The sequence below is a fragment of the Methylobacterium sp. 88A genome (assembly GCF_000376345.1).
Classification (GTDB): Bacteria; Pseudomonadota; Alphaproteobacteria; order Rhizobiales; family Beijerinckiaceae; genus Methylobacterium; species Methylobacterium bullatum.
The window spans coordinates 596,814-617,017 of sequence record NZ_AQVT01000001.1 but is presented as its reverse complement, the minus strand read 5'-3'; the positions used below and the strand labels follow the sequence as shown (position 1 = coordinate 617,017).

Sequence of the window (20,204 nt, the reverse complement as noted above, 5' to 3'; positions counted from 1 at the left end):
GTCGCCAAGCCGAAGCCGGGTCGGGTCAGATCAGGCCGAGGACGGAAAGCTCGCGGCGCAAGGATTCCGGCATGTCGGCGAGGTCGTCGGAACGGCCCATGGCGAGATCTGCCGGTGCCGACCGCGCCGTGAGGTAGCGCCAGCCCTGGAAGGGCCGGCAGGGGCGCGGATTGACCGGCACCACGACGGGATCGAGGACGAGGCGGCAGCGGCCGATCCCGTCGGTATCCGTGAACGGCTCGATCGCCGTGATGGCCTGGCGGCAGCACAGGGTGCCCTTGATGACCCAGTAGATCGAGCCCTGCCCGGCAATGGCGGAGGCCCGCTTCGGGACCATCCGGGTGACATGGGTCGTGGACGGTTCGCGCCCGGCCTGCACCGCCTCGTCCCGGTAATGGGCGATGCGCTGTTCGAGGTCCTCGATCGTCGCGGGTCCGACGCAGAGCTTCAGAAGGTGAAGGGCCATGACGGCCCTCTTATCAGCGCCGGCGAGAATGCGCGCGTGACTTTCGTCTCCCTCAGGAGAACAGGGCGAGTTTCTCTTTCTCGCTCAGCCCGTCGATATCGGCGAAGGCCGTGGCGATGTCGGTCTTCTCCGGCGCCGGCTTCGCCTCGTCGGATTCGACGTCCTCGAAGCCGGCCTCGTTCAGATCGGTGGTGTCCGTTTCCTCGGGGGCGGATTCCTCGGGGGCGGGAATCTCGAGAACGGACTCGTCCAGAACGGACTCTTCGGGAGCGGTTTCTTCGGGATCCGCCTCGGGGAACGCGTCCTCTTCGGCGGCCTCGGCCATCACCTCGAGCGAGGGGACCTCCGCGGATTGCGGCTCGTCGTCCACGGTTTTCACAGGGGCGAGGGGCGGCATCGCCGCCTCGGGCTTCACCTCGGACGCCGCCTGGGCCTCCGACCGCAGGGAATCCATGCCGATGAACCGGTCCACGTCGCTCTGGTCGAGATCCTGGGCGACATTCGACGCGGTGGAGCCCGGTGCCGGCGGGATCGGCTCGACCTCACCGCCCCAGATCGCGATCATCGCCGCGAGGCGTTCTTCCAGATAGCGCAGGGTATGGATGATGCGCGCGGTCCGCTGCGCCGTCAGGTCCTGGAACGAGCAGGCCGTGTAGATTTCCGTGGCCCGGCGGTCGAGCACATCGCAGATCTCGGCGTCCGCACCCGATTCGCGCATGGTCCAGGCGGTCTCCTGGACCTCTTCCGCTGCGCCGAGGATATCGGAGGTCGCGCGTTCGGTGGCCCGGACGATGGCGTCGAGGGCGACGGAGGCGATGCCCAGGCGGCTATGGTCCTGATCCACGGTGCTGATCGCCGCGATCTCGGCCTTGGTGCGGGCGATGGCATGGGCCATCTCCATCAGGTCGCCGCGCATGCGTCCGACCCGCTCGGTCTCCCGGTCGGAGGGGCGGTCCGCCGTCACCGCGCTTTCCAGGCGCGCGATGGCGCCGAGCAGCATGTCCGTATCGGCGCTGCGGTTGCGCCTCGTATATTCGGCGAGGAACCAGCGGCCGCGTTCGCTCTCGCTCATCGCCGCTTCGATCCGGTCGTATTCCGACTCATCGACCGAGGTGAGCGAACGCATGACAGACATAGAACTCGTGTCCTCGATGGTGCCTCGCGCCATTGCGCGAAGTCGCGGGTACCAGCACCGGTAGATTGACACGATGGTTTTAACGCCGCCTTTACGGGTCGAATCGTCGTCAGCGGCCGGCAGCGCTTCGCCTTCAGGCCGCTCCGCCCCCTCGATCGAGCGGTCCATCCGGTGTCCCAAACCTCTCCGACGGAGCCGAACGCGACGCGCCTGTCGCTGCTTTATGCCGTCGTCTTCGTCGAGATCGGCATCGCCATGCCGTTCATGCCGGTCTGGCTGAAAGCGCTCGGCCTCGATGCGCGGATCATCGGCGCCCTCCTGGCGCTGCCCATCGCCATGAAGATCATCGCCACGGCGCCCCTGGTGGGGCTGATCGACCGGGGCGTGGCCGCGCGCCGTCTCCTGCTGGTCGGCAGCGTAGCGGTGGCCGCGACCTACGCGCTGATGCCCGCCGGTGCCGCCATCGGCTGGCCCATCCTCGCTGTGCTCGTCGCCGTGAACGCGGCGGCCGGAGCGCCGCTGGTGCCGACCATCGACTACCTCACCCTCGCCGCCGTGCGGCACAGCAAGCGGCTCGACTACGCCCGCATCCGCATGGCCGGGTCCATCGGCTTTCTCATCGCCAGCCTGCTCGGAGGCGCGGCCCTCGGCGCCATGGGGGAACGCCTGGCCGTGCCGGTCCTCCTCACCGGCCTCGCCCTGGTCGCCGCCCTCACCATCTTCGCCAGTCCGGTGGAAGCCCACGTGGCGCAGCCGCGCATCGCGCCGGGTACACGCCCGAAGCTGCCCCGCGTGCTCTGGCTCTGCATCGGAGCGCAGGCGACGATCCAGGCGAGCCACGCGGCGACCTACGCCTTCGGCAGCATCCACTGGCAGGCCAGCGGCATCTCGTCCTCGTGGATCGGTGTCCTCTGGGCGACGGGTGTCGCCGCCGAGATCGTGTTCTTCGCCACCGTGGGGCGCTGGCCCGCCCATTGGCGCACGCCCTTCCGCCTCATCGGGCTCGGCGCCGTGGCGTCCCTGATCCGCGTGGTCGGCCTCTCCCAGGTGGGAGGCGACCTCGTCCCGGCCCTTTTCCTGCAGACCCTGCACGCGTTCAGCTTCGGCGCGACGCAGCTCGGGGCGATGACGGCGATCTCGGCCTTCGCGCCCGATGGGGCGCGGGGACGCGCCCAGGGCCTGTCGAGCGCCGTCAATGCCTGCGCCTCGGCTAGCGCCACCATCCTCTGCGGTGTGGCCTACGAGGCCGGCGGGGGGAGCCTGGCCTTCGCGCTGATGGCGCCGCTCGCCCTGTCCGGCCTGTGCCTCGTGTCACTTTCCGCGCGCATGGCGGCCGGTGAGCCCTTCACACGGCCTCGTTTGTAGGTCAGCACTCCGCCGTCGGTGGCGGACCTTGACCATTCCGTAACCTTGATCTGCTTTTTCTGAAGCATGAACCGGGAGTCGCGCTTCGTGCGCCACGCTGCTGCCAAGCCGAACCCTGACGCCGCCGAAGCCGCGATTCTCGGCGAGGGCGGACGCGTGGTCCTGAGCGGCCGCTGGACGGCGGATCAGGGCTCGTCCGTGGAGAAGGCCGCAGCACAGATCGCGGCACGCACCAACGGCGCTTCCACCCTCATCGATCTCTCCAACGTCGCCCGCCTCGATACGCTCGGCGCCTGGGTCCTGGAGCGGACCCGCGGCGAGATCGAGGCATCCGGCGGGACACTCGCCTACGCGGGCGCCTCGGCCGAGCACCGCATCCTGCTCGGCGAGATGAAGCTGCCGGACGACGGCTATGCCGGCAAGCCGAAGCGCGGACGCCTCGTCGGTTTCCTGCACGATCTCGGGGTCCGGGTCGTCGGCGCGAAATCGGACATGGTGAGCGGCCTCGCCTTCCTCGGGGAGGTGGTGACCGCCTGCATCCGCGTCGCCTCGCGGCCGAGCACGTTCCGCGGCACGGCCCTGGTCAACCAGCTCGAACAGGTCGCCTTCCGGGGCGTGCCGATCATCATGCTGATCTCGTTCCTGGTGGGCGGCATCGTGGCGCAGCAGGGCATCTTCCAGCTGCAGCGCTTCGGGGCGCAGAGCTTCGTCGTCAACCTGATCGGCCTGCTCATCCTGCGCGAACTCGGCGTGCTTCTCACCTCGATCATGGTGGCGGGGCGCTCGGGCTCGGCCTTCACCGCCGAGATCGGCTCCATGCGCATGCGCGAGGAGGTGGATGCCCTGCGGGTGATGGGCCTCGACCCCATCGAGATCCTCATCGTCCCGCGCATCCTCGCGCTGGTGATCGGCCTGCCGATCCTCGCCTTCCTCGCCTCGCTGGCGGCCCTGGCCGGGGGCGGCCTCACCGCCTCGCTCTATGGCGGCATGACCATCGACGCGTTCCTGGCCCGGCTCCAGGCGGCGGTCTCGTTCCACCACGTGGCGGTCGGCCTGATCAAGGCGCCGTTCATGGCGCTGATCATCGGCATCATCGCCACGATCGAAGGTTTCGCGGTCGAAGGATCGGCGGAATCGCTCGGGCGTCACGTCACGGCCTCAGTCGTGAAGTCTATCTTCATGGTCATCGTACTGGATGGACTTTTCGCCGTGTTCTTCGCGGCCATCGATTTCTGACGCCCGTGAATCACATGTCCTCCCCCCCCGCGCGGTTCGACAGCGCCCCAGCCCGCGACGTCATCATCGGCGTCCGCGATCTCGTGGTCGGATTCGGCGACAAGATCGTGATGAAGGGGCTCAACCTCGACATCTATCGCGGCGAGATTCTCGGCTTCGTCGGTCCGTCCGGACAGGGCAAGTCGGTCCTCACACGGACCATCCTCGGCCTGGTGCCGAAGCGCTCGGGCACGATCGAGGTGTTCGGCGAGGACGTCGACGGGATGACGATGACCCGCCGTCGGCAGATCGAGCAGCGCTGGGGCGTGCTGTTTCAGCAGGGCGCCCTGTTCTCGGCGCTCACGGTGAAGCAGAACATCCAGATGCCCATGCGCGAGCACCTGAACCTGTCCGAGCGCCTGCTCGACGAGTTCGCCCGCCTCAAGATCGAGATGGTGGGCCTGAAGCCCGATGCCGCCGACAAGCTCCCCTCCGAACTGTCCGGCGGCATGATCAAGCGCGCGGCCCTGGCCCGCTCCCTCGCCCTCGACCCGGAAATCCTGTTCCTCGACGAGCCGACCTCGGGCCTCGACCCCATCGGCGCGGGCGAGTTCGACGAACTCGTCGCCACGTTGAAGCAGACGCTGGGCCTCACCGTCTTCATGGTGACCCACGACCTCGACAGCCTCTACACCGCCTGCGACCGCATCGCGGCTCTCGGCGACGGGCAGATCATCGCGCAGGGTCCCATCGAGGCGATGCTGGCGAGCGACCACCCCTGGCTGCGCTCCTACTTCCACGGCAAGCGCGCGCGGGCCATCGTCCCGCAGGGAGGCCGGCATGCAACCGCCTGACGCCGTCCTGACGATGCGGGCGCCGGTCGGTCGGACCGGAGCCTGTGTCCTGCCGATCCGGGTCCGGACACGATTCGAGGGCATCGCGGGTTCCCCCTCTTGGAAGGGGAGCCTCGCCGTGCTCCCCGCCGATACATCCGAGCCTTCGGAAGGGCCTTCGGGCCGATCGGCCGGAAGGCCTTCCATCCCATCCGCGCGGCGCCTGTGCGGAGCCGTGCGCCACATCGCGCAGCGATCGATCGGGGCTCGCGCACCGCGTGCGTCCCCGCACCGCACTCGCCCCGCCACGCCGAGGTATCGCTGATCCAATGGAGACTCGTGCGAACTACGCCCTCGTCGGCGCCTTCACTCTCGCGGTCGTCGTGGCCGCCTTCGGCTTCGTGTTCTGGCTTCAGGGCGGATCGCGCAGCCAGGAACGGCAGGGCGTGCGCATCGTCTTCTCCGGCAGCGTGGGCGGCCTCGCCAAGGGCTCGACCGTGGCCTTCAACGGCATCAAGGTCGGCGAGGTGATGGACGTGCGCCTTCTCCCGCAGGACCCGCGCCGCGTGGTCGCCATGGTGGAGGTGGACCGCACCACGCCCCTGCGCGCCGACACCCGCGCCCGCCTCGATTCGGCGATGCTCACCGGCGTCTCGACGATCTCGCTCTCCGGCGGCAACGCGGATGCCCCGGCGCTGACGCCGGGCTCGGGCGATCAGACACCCACCATCTTCGCCGACAGTTCCGACATCCAGGACATGATGACGGCGGCCAAGCAGATCGCACAGCGCGCCGACGACATGCTCCAGCGCCTCGACAAGCTGGTGGCCGGCAACGAAGGCGCCATCACCCGCACCCTCGCCAACGTGGAATCGTTCTCCAAGACCCTCAGCGATGCGGGCCCCGCCGTGAGTTCGCTGGTGAAGGCCATCGACGGGCAGAAGCTCAACCGCGTCATCGACAATGCCGAGCGCTTCTCTGCGGCGCTCAGCACGGCCAGCCCCGACATCGAGGGCGCGGTCAAGGATGCGCGCTCGCTGGCGGCCAAGCTCAACGCCTCGGCCGACCGGGTGGACAACGTGCTGAAGGGCGCCGAGAGCTTCCTCGGTTCCGCCTCGGGCCAGACCGGCAGCAGCACCTTCGCCGAAGTGCGCGACGCGGCGATCTCCGTGCGCGACGCCGGCAAGGCCTTCCGCACCCTCTCCGAGAACCTCGACAAGCGCACATCCACCATCGCGTCGAGCTTCAGCAAGCTCAGCGGGACCGGACGGCGCGAAGTCGAAGCCCTGTCGTCGGACGGCCAGCGCACCCTCAACACCCTCAATCGGACGGTGAAGAGCCTGGAGCGCGACCCGTCCCAGGTCATCTTCGGCGGCAAGCCATCGTTGCCGGAATACAACGGTGGCCGCTGAACCCGGCAAAGCCTAGCCGCATGTGTCCGGCGTCACGGCACGGAAACCGCTATGGCGTAGTTTACGGTTGCGCGTTCTGCCGCGCTGCACAGGTTTCCAGGCTCTTCGGATGACGTTTCGCTCGCATGCCCTGGCGCTCGCCTGCCTCTCCGCCCTGCTAGGCGGTTGCGGCGGCGGCGCGCCCATGACCTTCGACCTCGCCGCCTTGCCGAGTTCCGGCCGGCCGAGCGTGGCGGCACGGTCGATCTCGGTGGCCGAGCCGGTGGGCCTCCAGCCCTTCGAGCAGGATCGCATCATCGTGCGTCAGGCCGGCGGCGCCCTGTCGTTCCTCGGCGGCGGCCAATGGGCCGACCGCCTGCCGCGCCTCGTCCAGACGCGGCTGATCCAGAGCCTCGAGAATTCCGGGCGCCTGAAATCCGTGAGCCGTCCGGGCGACAAGATCGTCGCCGATTACGCGCTGATCAGCGAGATCCGCGCCTTCGACATCGCCTCGAATTCGGGCGAAGCGGTGGTGGACGTCTCGGCCAAGCTCATCGCCGACGGCACCGGCAAGGTGGTCGCCGCCCGCATCTTCACCGCGCGGGTGCCCGTGGCCAAGATCGAGGCGGGCAGCGCCGCGGTCGGTCTCGACGCTGCGCTCAGCATCGTGCTGGCCGACATGGTCCGCTGGGTGAATTCCGGACATTGAGCCCGGTCGGGCGATCGGTAAACCTCAGACGATCAGGAAGTCCTGAGCGGTCAGGGCCGGATGGTCCTTCACAACGGCGAACAGGACGGCCGCAGCGCCGTTGACCCCGTCGGAATCGTAGAGAAGCCGGCCCGTATCGGTTTCGTAGACGATCCGGTCGTCGCTCTGCGTCGCCGTCCCCGTGGTATTCGCCGCGAACAGTCCAGCGGAGAGAACACCGGTCTTTACCAGGGCCGTGAAGATCGCATTGTCCAGCTTGATCGTATCGTTGTTGCCCGAAACATTGGCGAAATCGTTGATCGTGTCGACATTCGTGGCGCCGAGCTTGGTGTCGAACACGAAGCTGTCGTTGCCCATGCCCCCCAAGAGCGAGTCTTTGCCGAGACCGCCCTCGATCGTATCGGTGCCCGCCCCGCCCGAGAGCGTGTTGGCCGCAGCATTGCCGACGATCTTGTTGGACGATTCGTTGCCTGTGGCCGAGATCGCGCCCGTGCCCGTCAGAAGGATCGTTTCCGCGTAGGTTCCCGCCAGCGAATAGCTGACGGAAGAGACGACGACGTCCTTTCCCGTCTCCTTCAACTCGACGATACGGTCGTCCCGCGAATCCACGTAGTAGCGGTCGTTCCCGCTGCCGCCGACCATCGTATCCGCGCCTGCTCCTCCATCGAGGAGGTCGTCGCCTTCTCCGCCATACAGGGCATCCGCACCGTTGAGGCCGTAAAGCCTGTCGGCCCCGTCGCCGCCATTGATTTCGTCATTGACGAAATCGTGCCCGTAGAGGAGGTCGTCGCCGCCGGCGCCGTAGACGAGGCCGTCGCGCGGATCGATGATCTGCATCTTGATGGAGGAGCCCGACGCATCGCCTCCGGCCCCGCTGTAATCTGTCCAGGTCACCATGACGCGACCGTCACGAAGCGCGGTGACGGAGGGATCGAACTGCGAGTTCGACGTCGTCGTGTTGACGATGGCCTCGCCGCCCATCTTCGCGCCGGACCCGTCGAACGCCTGGAGATGGATCGACGAGCCGGATGTGTCGGGTCCGCTGCCGCCGAAGTAGTTTGTTTCCGACCAGGATACGACGAATCCACCGTTATTCAGCGGCGTGAGGGTAGGATCGCCGCCAAAGGTGGTCGAGTTCACGAAGATCTCGCTGGCGATCGGCTGCGCGATGCCGCCATAGACCCCGTAGAGCCGCGCATGGATACCGCCGCCGCTGCCCTGGTTAAACGACGTCCACGTCACCACGAACCGACCGGCACCGATATACGCGACATCGGGCTCCATCGGGATGTCGCCGGTCGGGATGTTGACCTGGAATTCGGACCCGTAGGTTCCGTCGGGTCCAAGCAGCGAACCCTTGATGCTGTTTCCGCTCTGCCAGACGGCCACGGGAAGGATGCTCAGTGGCCCGGCCGAGATGGCAGGGTGCGATTGCACCCCGTCGACCACGCTGTTGACGACGAAGGAGGGCTTGAGCGTTCCGTCCGCGTTGTAGGTCGCGGCGCGGATGTCCCCGTTCGTCGATTCGAGATCCTGCCAGACCAGGATCGATTCCGAGCCGTTTCTCAATTGGGCGACATCGGGCTGATATTGATTGGCAAAGGACGTCGAGACGATCCGGCTCTGATACTTTCCGGCCGCATCGAAGACAGAAGCGTAGAGATCCTGGTTCTCGGGCGAGGCGTAGTGCTGGTAGGTGACGATGAAGCCGCCATTCTCCAGCGGCGCGATGCTCGGCAGCGTGTCGCCGATCGTCGTCTCGTCGACCAGGAACTCGCGGCCGATCCGCGCTCCCGTCGTGTCGAACGTCTGTCCGCGTAGAACCGCAGTGGAACCGCTGCCATCTTGCCAGACGGCCACGACGTTTCCGTTGTTCAAGACCGTGACGACCGCCGATGTCTGGTCACCCGCAGTCTTGGTATTGACCAGCGTCTCCCCGCCCCATTTGCGAACAGGCATGGCACGATCCATCGATTGGCAGCTGAACTACCATCGTTGAATATTCAATCAGCAATTTCGTCAATACGACTCGACTTAGACTACTACCCAATTGTGATCACGTTTCCGTGATCAGTCATAGATTGGATATTCTCAGTTTTGGTATCCTCTCAGGCATCCAATATCAGTCGGATTATTTAGCCTACTCCATCACGGCGGCCTTCATGATCACCACCATGATCGCCTTGGCCGGCTCGGTGCCGACGCAGCGCACGGTGTGCGGCCTGTCGCAGCGGTAGCGCAGCGTCTCGCCCACCCGCGCCCGCTGGAACGTGCCGGCCACCTCGACTTCGAGGGCGCCCTCGGTGACGGTGAGGGATTCCACCGAGCCGCGCTGGTGCGGATCGGAATCGAGCACGCCGCCGGGATCGGCCGTGACCTCGTACCATTGCAGCCATTCCACCGTCTTGATCCAGCCGACGATGGCGAGGCGTATCTTGCCGTCGTCGGAGAGCAGGATCGGCGTGTCGGCGCGCGACGTCTTCTCGATGAAGGGCTCTTCGTCGCTGGTGGCCAGCACGCGCTCGATGGAAACGTCGAGGGCCTGGCTCAGGCGCCAGATCGTCGCCAGGGTCGGGTTGGTCTCGTTGCGCTCGATCTGGCTGATGATCGATTTCGCGACGCCGGACTGCTCGGCGAGTTCGGAAAGCGAGAGATTGTAGGCCTTGCGCAGCCTCTGGATGGTCTTGCCGAGCTGGCCCGAGAGAACCTGTGCCCCGTTCAGGATGTCCCGCTGCCGCCCCCGCTCGGGCGTCGTCGCCTGATCTTGCATTGTCCCAGAACCTATCGCGCCGTTCCGTACATCGAACGATCGTGCGGTACTTCAAACGCAATCAGGCATCCGATGCAAGGCGAAGGAGGCCAACTTCTCCGTCGTCTCAATGCCAAAGGGCGTGGAAATGATGGACCGGTCCGTGTCCTCGTCCCACGTTCACGGAGCCGGATGCGGCGATGGCGGCGGTGACGTAGCGTTTGGCCTGGGCGACGGCCTCCGTCAGGGGAAGGCCGCGGGCGAGGCCCGCCGCCACGGCCGAGGACAGGGTGCAGCCGGTGCCGTGCGTGTTGCGGGTCTCGACGCGGGCCGACGCGAAGCGCCGCAGCGTCCCGTCGGCGCTCATGAGGTGGTCGACGCTCTCGGTGCCCTCCGCATGGCCTCCCTTGATGAGGACGGCGCGGGCGCCCAAGGCCAGGAGCTTGCGCCCCTGCACCACCGCCTCGTTCTCGCTCTTGGCCACGGGAGACTCGATCAGGGTGGCGGCCTCGGGGAGGTTCGGCGTCACCAGATCGGCCAGGGGCAGGAGGTGGCGGCGCATGGCCTCCACCGCCTCGTCGGAGATGAGGCGGTCTCCGCTCGTGGCCACCATGACCGGGTCGAGGACGATGGGGATGCGGGAGGCATGACGGCCGAGCCCGGCGGCCACGGCCTCGATCACCGCGGGCTTCGACAGCATGCCGATCTTCACCGCATTCACGTCGAGATCGGAGAACACGCTGTCGATCTGGGCGGCGATGAAATCGGCCGGCACGTCGTGGATGGCCTGGACGCCCAGGGTATTCTGCGCCGTGAGCGCGGTGATGATGCTGGCGCCGTAGACCTTGAGCGCCGCGAAGGTCTTGAGATCGGCCTGGATACCGGCGCCGCCGCTGGAATCGGAGCCCGCTATGGTGACGGCGATGGGTGTCATGGCGTGTCTCGTCCCTTGCGTTGCAGCAACCCTAAGCAGGTTTAGCAAAAGTGGTCACCGGTTTTGCGTCCTCAAACCTGCGACACTTCAAAGGCCTAAGCGAGGTAAAGCGTTGGCTTGCCAATGCGAACCTGCTTAGACCATCGTCCGGAACGAGGGAATCCGGCCCGATTGAAAATGATTTTAGAACAGAGACTTAGAGAATTTCACCGGCGACCCGCTCAGGCCGGGGCCTAACGGCCCGCGCCCCTCGCCGCGAGGGCCGAATCCACCCGGAAGCGCAGGTCCCTGGCGCGGGCCTCCACCTCCTCGGTGGAAAACAGCGCGGAGATCAGGGCGATGCCGTCGGCGCCCGCCGCGACGATCGACGCGGCGTTGCTGCCGTCGATGCCCGCGATGGCCCCGACGGGAAAGCCGGTGCCCCGGGCGAGGCGCGCCCGGAAGGCGATGCGCGTGAACCCGTCGAGCCCGACCGGCGGATCGGGATTGTCCTTGCTGGTGGTGGCGAAGACGCCGCCGATGCAGGCGTAATCCACAGGCAGGCGATAGAGCTCGTCTGCCTGGGCCGCCGATTTCAGGGTCAGGCCGATGATGGCGCTTGAGCCGAGAATGCGCCGCGCCTCCGCCGGGTGCAGGTCCGATTGGCCGAGATGCACGCCCTCGGCCTCGGCCGCCAGAGCGAGATCGCAGCGGTCGTTGACGAGGAGCGGCACGCCGGTGCCCGTGATGGCCGCGCGGATGGCGCGGATGCGCGCCAGCGCCTCGCGGGCGTTCTCGATGGATTTTTCGCGGTATTGAAGAAGGGTGCACCCGCCCGCGACGGCCTCGGCCGCCATCTCGGCGAGGTCGGCGCCGTCATCGCCGCAGACGCCCACGTCCAGAATGCCGTAGAGCCTCACGTCGACCGGCACGGTCGAGCCCAAGGCGGTGTCGCGTCCGATCACATCGTTCCTCCGGTAAGCCGCAGCGGCGGCATCCTAGGCGGGCGGCGGTGCCACGGGAAGCCGATCCGCGCCGCTTCGCTTGCCGGCCCCGGCCCATCGGCCTACTCCCCGCCTCGACGAAGCACGGAGACTGGCATGACCACCGAAGCCGGGCGCACGCCGAAGCAGAAGATGATCGCGGGGGACCTCTATCACCCCGACGACGCGGAACTCGGTGCCGACCTGCGCGCCTGCCAGGTCTGGCTCGCGCGCTACAACGCCATGCTCGGCCGCCCCGCCGACGAGCGCCGGGTTCTGCTGCGCGAGATCTTCGCGGGGGTCGGCGACGGCGCGGTGATCCGGCCGCCGTTCCATTGCGATTACGGCTTCAACATCAGCATCGGCGCTCACGTCTTCCTGAACTTCAACTGCGTCATCCTCGATTGCACCACGGTGACGATCGGCGACCGGACGCAGATCGGGCCGGGTGTCCAGATCCTCACGGCGGACCATCCCCGCGAGGCGGAGGCGCGCGAGGCCGGGCTGGAATTCGCCCGTCCCATCGCCATCGGCCGCAACGTCTGGATCGGCGGCGGCGCGCTGATCCTGCCCGGCGTCACGGTGGGCGACCATGCGATCATCGGGGCCGGCGCCGTCGTCACCCGCGACGTGGCGCCCGGCGCGACGGTGGTCGGCAACCCGGCCCGGCCGGTGCCCGCCAAGGCGTGAAGCGATGCGCGCACCCTGTCGCGCGTTGATTCCGGCACACAATCTGCCATGAGACCCATTCACGGACCGGGGGGCGGGACAGGTGACGAGGGCGCAGGACGGGTTTGCGGTGGAGGCGACCGGCGCGCTTCCCAATCCGTCGGCGGTCGGGCTCGTCGCCGTCATCGTCGCGGCGACGGACGGTGAGCCACGCGCGCTCACGGTGCGGGTTCCGGGACAGGCCACGGGCCGTGAGACCGGGTTGCCGGCAGGCCCCCTCGTGCCGGAGCACCCCACGCTGGAGCGCGGCCTGCGCGCCTGGGTGGAACGCCAGACGCAGCAGCGCCTCGGCTATGTGGAGCAGCTCTACACCTTCGGCGACCGCGACCGGCAGGGCGACGATTCGGCCGGCCTCCACTCCCTGTCCGTGGCCTACCTTGCCCTCGTGCGGGAGATGCGCTCGGCCTCCCTCCCCGACGCGTCGTGGCACAATTGGTATGCCTTCCTGCCCTGGGAGGATTGGCGCGCCGGCCGGCCGGAGACCCTCGACGGCATCGAGGCCAAGCTCCTGGCCTGGGCCGCCGGGGCGGTGGATGCCAAGGTCAGGCGCCGGCGCGAGGACAGGCTCGGGCTCACCTTCGGCATCGGCGGCGGGGCCTGGAACGAGGAGCGCGTGCTCGAACGCTACGAACTCCTGTTCGAGGCCGGGCTGATTCCCGAAGCGCAGGGGCAGGCCGGCGAGGCATGCGCCGCGGATATCGCCACGACGGGGCGCCCCATGACCTTCGATCATCGCCGCGTGCTCGCCACGGCGATCGGGCGGCTGCGCGGCAAGATCAAGTATCGCCCCGTGGTGTTCGAGCTGATGCCGCCGACCTTCACCCTGTTCCAGCTGCAGCGCACCGTGGAGGCCCTGTCCGGTGCCAATCTCCACAAGCAGAACTTTCGTCGGCTCGTGGCCCAGCAGGGGCTGGTGGAGGAGACCGACGAAGTCACGAGCGGCGCCGCAGGGCGGCCTGCCCGCCTCGTGCGTTTCCGCCGTGAGGTGCTGCTGGAGCGCCCGGCGCCGGGGTTCCGGCTGACCCCGTCGCGGCGGTCGTCCTGACGCAGCGCGTGCCGGGGCGCGGGTCGGCCTCGGCGATGCGGCAATGGCCCGGCGGGACTACATCGTGGCCAGGATCGATTCCAGCAGGCTGCGGCTCTTCGCCAGTTCGGTGATGCGCTCGTCCACCTGCGCGATGTGCCGGCGCAACGTCTGCCGAAGCTCGTCGCAGGGTTCGAATGCGCCGCGCCCGGCGAGCGCACAGGGCAAGAAATCGCGGACATAACCGCAGGCCGACATCCTGGCTGGGGTCACGATGGGAATCATCCGTCGGCGATTGACCGCCCTCGGTGTCCCCCAGCGCGAGGCGGTCATAGCGGCGGACGGGCTCCACGAGTTTGCCGGAGCCGCCGCGATCCGGCGACCTCGCCGCCCTGCTGCATCGTGCCTATCGGACCGAACCGGCGCTCGACGTCTGATCGTCCCTGCATGCGATCAGGAACTATCGCGCTCGACCATGCAGGAAGGGACGGCGGTGGCTGAGGATGACGTTTGCACAATATCGCACTGCAAAATGAATATGCTCAGGCTCAGCATATCTAGACAAGCGTATCTCGCGCGCCTACGTTAGTCGGCACAATGCTCAGATTGAGCATAACTGAGGACGCGTCCATGGCGGCCACGAGTTTTCCGATCGACCGGGTTTCGACCCTGCCTCTGCCCGAGATCTACGCCCGCGTGAGCCGGCATGTCCCGGCCATCGAATGGCCGGCCCTGGCCGACGACGTCGCGGCGATCCTGGAGCTGAAGAAGACCCGCAACGCGGTCATCCTCGCTCATAACTACCAGGCGCCCGAGATCTTCCACACGGTGTCGGACATCGTCGGCGACAGCCTGGCGCTGGCCCGCGAGGCCATCAACGTGGATGCCGACGTGATCGTGCTGGCCGGCGTCCATTTCATGGCGGAGACGGCCAAGCTGCTCAATCCGGGCAAGACCGTCCTGATTCCCGACATGCGGGCCGGGTGTTCGCTCGCCGACTCGATCACCGCCGCCGACGTGCGGGGCTTGCGCGAAAAGTATCCCGGCGTGCCGATCGTGACCTACGTCAACACCTCCGCCGCCGTGAAGGCGGAATCGGACGTGTGCTGCACCTCCGGCAACGCGGTGGATGTGGTGCGCTCGCTCAATGCGCCGCGCGTCCTGATGATCCCCGACGAGTTCCTGGCGCAGAACGTCCAGGTCCTGGTGCCCGAGGTCGAGATCCTCACCTGGGCCGGCCATTGCGAGGTCCACGAGCAGTTCACCCCCGCCGACATCGACGAGGTGCGCGAGAGCTATCCCGGCGTCACCGTCATCGCCCATCCGGAATGCCCGCCCGACGTGGTGGCGGCCTCGGACTTCTCGGGGTCGACCGCGATGATGATGAACTTCGTCACCGAGAAGCGGCCGCGTCAGGTGGTGCTCGTCACCGAGTGCTCCATGGGCGACAACATCGCCGCCGCCAACCCGGACATCGAGTTCATCAAGCCCTGCAACCTGTGCCCGCACATGAAGCGGATGTCGCTGCGGAACATCCGGCATGCGCTGGAGACCCTCACCCACGAGGTGACGGTGGAGCCGGAACTCGCCGAGCGCGCCCGCGCGGCGGTGGAGCGCATGCTCGCGGTGCGTCCGCGATGAACGCGCATTCCCCGTTCTCCTTCACCCTCTCCGGCTCTGATCGGGTGATCGTCGTCGGCGCCGGCGTCGCCGGCCTCGCCACGGCTTTGCGGCTCAGCCCCCGCCCGGTCACCCTCGTCACCGCATCGCCCCTCGGCAGCGGCACGGCGACCGGCTGGGCGCAGGGTGGCATCGCCGCCGCCATGGCCGAGGACGATGCCGCCGCACTGCATGCGGCGGACACGGAGGCCGCAGGCGCCGGCCTCACCGACCCGGCCGTCGCCCTGCGGGTGGCGCAAGCCGGCCCCGGCCTGATCGAGTGGCTCGTCGGCCTCGGCGCGCCCTTCGACCGGGATGCCGCCGGCGCCCTGGCGCTCGGCCTCGAAGCGGCGCATTCGCGCCGCCGCATCGTCCGGGCGGGCGGGGATTCCACCGGGCGGATGGTTCTCGACACGCTGCTGAAGGCCGTGGCGCTGACGCCGTCCATCGAGATCCTGGTCGCCGATGTCCGCGGCCTGCTGCAGGACGGGAGCGGCGCCGTCGCCGGCCTCGTCTGTGAGCGCGACGGTGCCTCGGTGCGGCTCGCAGCGCGGTCGGTGGTGCTCGCCACCGGCGGGCTCGGCTCCCTCTACGCCTCCACCACCAACCCGCGCGGGGCCACGGGCCGGGGGCTGGCGCTCGCGGCCCGCGCAGGGGCGACCCTGCGCGACATGGAGTTCGTGCAGTTCCACCCCACCGCCATCTCGGTGGGGCTGGACCCGATGCCGCTCGCCACCGAAGCCCTGCGCGGCGAGGGCGCGCGGCTGATCGATGCGAATAGCGAGCCGGTGATGGCTGGCATCGCCGGGGGCGATCTCGCGCCTCGCGACGTGGTCGCCCGCGCGATCTTCCAGGCGCGGCGGCGCGGCACCGAGGTGTTCCTCGATTGTCGCGGTGCCCTCGGCGCGCGCATGGCGACGCGGTTCCCCACCGTGGCGGGCCTCTGCGCCGCCTCCGGCATCGATCCGCAGCGCCAGCCGATCCCCGTGCGGCCGGCGGCGCATTACCACATGGGCGGCATCAAGGTGGACGGTGCCGGCGCCAGCACCGTGCCCGGCCTGTTCGCCTGCGGCGAGGTCGCCTCCACCGGCCTGCACGGCGCGAACCGCCTCGCCAGCAACTCCCTCCTCGAAGCGATGGCCTTCGCCCCCTGGATCGCCGAGGCCGTCGCCTCCGTCCCCGCCCCCGGTCCGGCGGTGATGGCCGAGCCACGCCGGCACGACGAGGCCGATCACGACGCGATCCGCCGGGTCATGGAAGCCCAGGTCGGGGTGGTGCGCGACGCGGATGGCCTCACCGACGCTGTGCGCGACCTCGCGCCGGCGGCGAGGCAGGGCTCCGACGCGGCCCTCACCGGGTTGATGGTCGCGACCTCGGCGCTGTCTCGCCACGAGAGCCGGGGTGCCCATTGGCGCAGCGACCACCCGGAGCAGGCACCGGCCCGCCATAGCGACGTGACCCTGGCCGAGGTCTGGCGGATCGCGGAGACCGTCTCGGCCGATACGGTCGCTCCGGTTTAGATCGGACGACCGAGACCGTCGGCCCCCTTCCAGCGACCATCTTACGAGCGACCCCATGAGCGATGCCCGTCTCGTCCCCCTCCCCCGCCTCCTCGTGGAGCCGATCGTCCGCGCGGCCCTGCTGGAAGATCTCGGCCGGGCCGGCGACATCACCACCGACGCGATCGTGCCCGCCGATGCCCGCCTCTCCGGCGTCATCGCCGCCCGGCAGGACGGGGTGATCTCCGGCGTCGATGCGGCCATCATCGCCTTCGCGCTGATCGACCCGGCCGTGTCGGTCGTGGTCGAACGGGGCGACGGCGCGCGGGTCTCGCCCGGTGACGTGGTGATCCGTCTCGACGGTCCGGCGCGCGCCATCCTCACCGCCGAGCGCGTGGCTTTGAACCTCCTGTGCCGCATGTCCGGCGTGGCCACCGCCACGGCAGGGCTCGTGGAGGCGGCCCGGCCGCACGGCAAGGCGCGGATCGTCTGCACCCGCAAGACCACGCCCGGCCTGCGCTCCCTGGAGAAACACGCGGTCCGGGCCGGGGGCGGCTCCAACCACCGCTACGGCCTCGACGATGCCGTGCTCATCAAGGACAACCACGTCGCCGTGGCCGGCGGGATCGTTCCCGCCATCGAACGGGCACGGGCCTATTCCGGGCATCTCGTGAAGATCGAGATCGAGGTCGACACGCTGGATCAGCTGGCCGAGGCCCTGTCTGTCCGCGCCGATGCGGTACTTCTCGACAACATGAGCCCGGACCAGCTGCGCGAGGCCGTGCGGATGATCGACGGGCGCGCCATCGCGGAGGCCTCGGGCCGCATCAACCGCGAGACGGTGGGCGCCATCGCCGCCTCCGGCGTCGACCTGATCTCCAGCGGCTGGATCACCCATAGCGCGCCGATCATCGACCTCGGCCTCGACGCGGTCTGATCCGGAGGACCACGGCGTCCGGCGCGGTTCCGGTTCCGCCGCGTCGGAGATTGTTCCCGGCCGACCTGGCCCCCGGACAATAATCCCTGCGAATACGGCTAAGCCGCCACACTGTGGCCATGGAGTCACGACCCCGGCGCAACCATCGCTTCATCGCGAATTCAGCTTGGCTTTGGGGCGGCAGCGTTTACGTCTTGGCGATCGGAAAACGGTATCCTGCGTCGCGTTACCGACCGTGTTTCCCCCACGTTTCGCCTGCCTTCGAGAGGCTTTGATGCGCCGTATCGCCCCCGCCCTGTCCGGGCTCGCCTGCATGGTTGGAGTCTGGGCCTCGCCCGCCGCCGCCTATGAGATCGACCCCCTCACCCGCCAGCCCCTGGACAACGCGCTGGTGCTGCGCGTGCGTCCGCAGGCGGAGCCCGCCCCCGCCGCCGTGGTGGCGGTGCCCACCGCCAACGCCTCGCTCAACCCGGCCGACCCGATGGCCTCGGCCGTGCCGCAGATGTCGGCGATCCAGCGCGAGCAGGTCGCCTTCGGCGGCAATTACGCTCCCGGCACCATCGTGGTCTCCACGGCCGAGCGCCGGCTCTATTACGTGCTCGGCGGCGGTCAGGCCCTGCGCTACGGCGTCGGCGTCGGTCGTCCCGGCTTCACCTGGGGCGGCACTCAGACCATCACGATGAAGCGGGAATGGCCCGATTGGCGTCCCCCGGCCGAGATGCTGCGCCGTCGCCCCGACCTGCCGCGCTTCATGAAGGGCGGCATCGAGAACCCGCTCGGCGCCCGCGCCATGTATCTCGGCGGCTCGATCTACCGCATCCACGGCTCCAACGAGCCGGAGACGATCGGCACCGCCGTGTCGTCGGGCTGCATCCGCATGACCAACGACGACGTGGCCGATCTCTACACCCGCGCCAAGGTCGGCGCGAAGGTCATCGTCCAGCGCTGATCGTCTTCGACACGCGTCGAATTGAAAAAGGCCGGCGGAAACGCCGGCCTTTTTCATGTCCCTCGGTAGAATGCGGTCCGCTTGCCTATTTCGAGACCGACAGGAACCGCGACAGCAGCCAGAGCGGCACCACCACCACGGCACCGGCCAGGATCCAGCGGCCGAAATCGTGGAAGGTCTCGAACCCGAGGTCGATGAGCGCGCGGCCCGCATCGTAGATGTGCCAGAACAGCAGGCCGGGCGTAATGCCCAGCGTCGCCATGATGGCGCCGACGAGGATGGACAGGAACAGCAGCTTCACCAGCACCGCCATGGGCGAACCGCCGAGGAAGCGCCGCAGGGCCGAACGCGGTTGTCCATCGGAATAGCCACTCCCGACGGGGGGACGGCCCTGGTACGGTCTCTGTCGGCGCGGGTCGTTGTCGACGATCATGCTGTCATCCTCTGGCCGTGATCCGACGGCTGAACTCTTTCGGACATATGGGGCCTCATCGGCGTCTCTGAAGCCGGCGAACCCGGCGGAAGCGTGACCGATGCGACACACCCGAACGAAACCGTCTGTCCATTGGGGCGTTAGGGCGTTTCGCGCCGGCCTTGCGACTGGCATCGGTGCGGGCTTCGCCCACATTCGACGCGCCAGCCCGAATGCCGCTTCGGCCCCACACTGGATGAGACGAACCGTTCCATGATCGACCACGCCCTCTTCGACCCGGCGACGATCGATCCGGAGACCCACCGCCTCAACGCCGAGATCGTCGCGGCCCATGCGGCCCAGGCCGATCCCTGGTCGATCCCCCTCTCCGAGGTGCGCGCGCGCCGCCGGCAGGGAACCCAGGCCTCGCCCGCGATGCCGCGCAGCGCCCGCGCCGAGACGGTGGTCATCGACGGCCCCGACGGGCCGCTGTCCCTGAGGCTGATCCGCCCCGACGCCCGGAAGTGGAAGAGGCTGCGCGGCGCCTATCTCCACATCCACCGCGGCGGCTGGGTCTGGGGTGCCGCCGACGAACAGGATCCGTGGCTGGAGCGGATCGCCGATGCCTGCGGCTTCGTCTGCCTGTCCGTGGAGTACCGCCTCGCCCCCGAGCATCCCTATCCGGCGGCTTTGGAGGATTGCGAGGCGGCGGCCCTGTGGCTCGCCGGTCCGGGCAAGGCCGAGTTCGGCATCTCGGCGCTCACCATCGGCGGGGAATCTGCGGGCGCGCATCTCGCCGTGATGACGCTCCTGCGCCTGCGCGACCGGCACAACCTGCCCCGCGCCTTCCGTGGCGCCAACCTCAATGCCGGCTTCTTCGATCTCGGCCTGACGCCGAGCGTGCGCAATTGGGGCGAGACCCGCCTCGTGGTGAACACCCAGGACCTCACCACCTTCGCCAACGACTACGTGCGCGACGGCATCGACCGGCGCCGCCCCGACGTGTCGCCGCTCTATGCCGAGCTGAAGGGCCTGCCGCCTGCCCTGTTCTCGGTGGGCACGCACGATCCGCTGCTGGACGACACGCTCTACATGTCGTCGCGCTGGGCGGCGGCCGGCAATGGCGGCCATACCGCGATCTATCCCGGCGGCTGCCACGTCTTCGTGCGCTATCCCGGCGCCATGACCGAGCGCGCCCTCGAACTGATCGACCGGTTCCTGATGGCGCTCGCCTGA

At 68.5% G+C, this 20,204-nt stretch carries 20 protein-coding genes; 12 read left to right on the top strand and 8 right to left on the bottom strand.

Translation table 11 applies throughout. The features are described 5' to 3' along the window. Positions 1-25: 25 nt before the first annotated feature. On the bottom strand, positions 26-466 hold the full coding sequence (locus A3OM_RS0102815) for a DUF1489 domain-containing protein (RefSeq protein WP_018042215.1): 441 nt from the start codon (positions 464-466) through the stop codon (positions 26-28). Between the two features lie 52 nt (positions 467-518). Then, positions 519-1,601, bottom strand: coding sequence for a hypothetical protein (locus A3OM_RS0102810; protein WP_026175658.1), 1,083 nt, complete (start codon positions 1,599-1,601; stop codon positions 519-521). A 171-nt stretch (positions 1,602-1,772) separates the two neighbouring features. On the opposite strand from A3OM_RS0102810, the gene A3OM_RS0102805 reads away from it, so the two are divergent. The 5 genes from A3OM_RS0102805 (at position 1,773) to A3OM_RS0102785 (ending at position 7,114) form a co-directional block, all read left to right on the top strand. After that, the gene (locus A3OM_RS0102805; protein WP_018042213.1) at positions 1,773-2,966 is read left to right on the top strand and encodes an MFS transporter; all 1,194 of its coding nucleotides are present in this window, start codon (positions 1,773-1,775) and stop codon (positions 2,964-2,966) included. A gap of 66 nt (positions 2,967-3,032) precedes the next feature. Further along, positions 3,033-4,202: an MlaE family lipid ABC transporter permease subunit gene (locus A3OM_RS0102800; protein WP_018042212.1), complete on the top strand. Its 1,170-nt coding sequence runs from the start codon at positions 3,033-3,035 to the stop codon at positions 4,200-4,202. 14 nt (positions 4,203-4,216) lie between these two features. Then, on the top strand, positions 4,217-5,035 hold the full coding sequence (locus A3OM_RS0102795; protein WP_018042211.1) for an ABC transporter ATP-binding protein: 819 nt from the start codon (positions 4,217-4,219) through the stop codon (positions 5,033-5,035). A 308-nt stretch (positions 5,036-5,343) separates the two neighbouring features. Beyond that, entirely contained in the window at positions 5,344-6,426 is a 1,083-nt protein-coding gene (locus A3OM_RS0102790; RefSeq protein ID WP_018042210.1) for an MlaD family protein, read from the top strand. Positions 6,427-6,535: 109 nt separating this feature from the next. Then, on the top strand, positions 6,536-7,114 hold the full coding sequence (locus tag A3OM_RS0102785) for an ABC-type transport auxiliary lipoprotein family protein (RefSeq protein ID WP_018042209.1): 579 nt from the start codon (positions 6,536-6,538) through the stop codon (positions 7,112-7,114). A 24-nt stretch (positions 7,115-7,138) separates the two neighbouring features. Here the strand turns inward: A3OM_RS0102785 and A3OM_RS0102780 are convergent, their stop codons facing one another. The 4 genes from A3OM_RS0102780 to thiE form a co-directional block, all read right to left on the bottom strand. Continuing rightward, on the bottom strand, positions 7,139-9,073 hold the full coding sequence (locus A3OM_RS0102780; RefSeq protein WP_157196427.1) for a calcium-binding protein: 1,935 nt from the start codon (positions 9,071-9,073) through the stop codon (positions 7,139-7,141). A 181-nt stretch (positions 9,074-9,254) separates the two neighbouring features. Further along, positions 9,255-9,884 carry an XRE family transcriptional regulator gene (locus tag A3OM_RS0102775; RefSeq protein ID WP_018042207.1) on the bottom strand — a complete coding sequence of 210 codons (630 nt, stop codon included), beginning with the start codon at positions 9,882-9,884 and terminating at the stop codon, positions 9,255-9,257. 106 nt (positions 9,885-9,990) lie between these two features. After that, a complete protein-coding gene (gene thiD / locus A3OM_RS0102770; RefSeq protein WP_018042206.1) occupies positions 9,991-10,797 on the bottom strand; it encodes a bifunctional hydroxymethylpyrimidine kinase/phosphomethylpyrimidine kinase in 807 nt (268 codons plus the stop codon). A 233-nt stretch (positions 10,798-11,030) separates the two neighbouring features. Next, a complete protein-coding gene (thiE, locus tag A3OM_RS0102765; RefSeq protein ID WP_018042205.1) occupies positions 11,031-11,741 on the bottom strand; it encodes a thiamine phosphate synthase in 711 nt (236 codons plus the stop codon). Positions 11,742-11,876: 135 nt separating this feature from the next. Here thiE and A3OM_RS0102760 point away from each other — a divergent pair, with 135 nt between their 5' ends. Then, positions 11,877-12,449, top strand: a complete 573-nt coding sequence (locus tag A3OM_RS0102760) for a sugar O-acetyltransferase (RefSeq protein ID WP_018042204.1) — start codon at positions 11,877-11,879, stop codon at positions 12,447-12,449. A gap of 82 nt (positions 12,450-12,531) precedes the next feature. Further along, on the top strand, positions 12,532-13,533 hold the full coding sequence (locus A3OM_RS0102755; RefSeq protein WP_051074296.1) for a hypothetical protein: 1,002 nt from the start codon (positions 12,532-12,534) through the stop codon (positions 13,531-13,533). Between the two features lie 57 nt (positions 13,534-13,590). On the opposite strand, the gene A3OM_RS23400 is transcribed toward A3OM_RS0102755, so the two are convergent. After that, a complete protein-coding gene (locus tag A3OM_RS23400) occupies positions 13,591-13,785 on the bottom strand; it encodes a MerR family DNA-binding protein (RefSeq protein ID WP_157196426.1) in 195 nt (64 codons plus the stop codon). Positions 13,786-14,142: 357 nt separating this feature from the next. On the opposite strand from A3OM_RS23400, the gene nadA reads away from it, so the two are divergent. The 4 genes from nadA (at position 14,143) to A3OM_RS0102725 (ending at position 18,556) form a co-directional block, all read left to right on the top strand. After that, entirely contained in the window at positions 14,143-15,153 is a 1,011-nt protein-coding gene (gene nadA / locus A3OM_RS0102740) for a quinolinate synthase NadA (protein ID WP_018042201.1), read from the top strand. After that, positions 15,150-16,691, top strand: a complete 1,542-nt coding sequence (locus A3OM_RS0102735; protein ID WP_018042200.1) for an L-aspartate oxidase — start codon at positions 15,150-15,152, stop codon at positions 16,689-16,691. The genes nadA and A3OM_RS0102735 overlap by 4 nt, the downstream gene beginning before the upstream one ends. A 55-nt stretch (positions 16,692-16,746) precedes the next feature. Then, positions 16,747-17,607, top strand: coding sequence for a carboxylating nicotinate-nucleotide diphosphorylase (nadC, locus tag A3OM_RS0102730; RefSeq protein ID WP_018042199.1), 861 nt, complete (start codon positions 16,747-16,749; stop codon positions 17,605-17,607). 274 nt (positions 17,608-17,881) lie between these two features. Continuing rightward, positions 17,882-18,556, top strand: coding sequence for a L,D-transpeptidase (locus A3OM_RS0102725; RefSeq protein ID WP_018042198.1), 675 nt, complete (start codon positions 17,882-17,884; stop codon positions 18,554-18,556). A gap of 85 nt (positions 18,557-18,641) precedes the next feature. On the opposite strand, the gene A3OM_RS0102720 is transcribed toward A3OM_RS0102725, so the two are convergent. Then, positions 18,642-18,989: a DUF6460 domain-containing protein gene (locus A3OM_RS0102720; RefSeq protein ID WP_018042197.1), complete on the bottom strand. Its 348-nt coding sequence runs from the start codon at positions 18,987-18,989 to the stop codon at positions 18,642-18,644. A 252-nt stretch (positions 18,990-19,241) separates the two neighbouring features. Here A3OM_RS0102720 and A3OM_RS0102715 point away from each other — a divergent pair, with 252 nt between their 5' ends. Beyond that, positions 19,242-20,204: an alpha/beta hydrolase gene (locus A3OM_RS0102715; RefSeq protein WP_018042196.1), complete on the top strand. Its 963-nt coding sequence runs from the start codon at positions 19,242-19,244 to the stop codon at positions 20,202-20,204.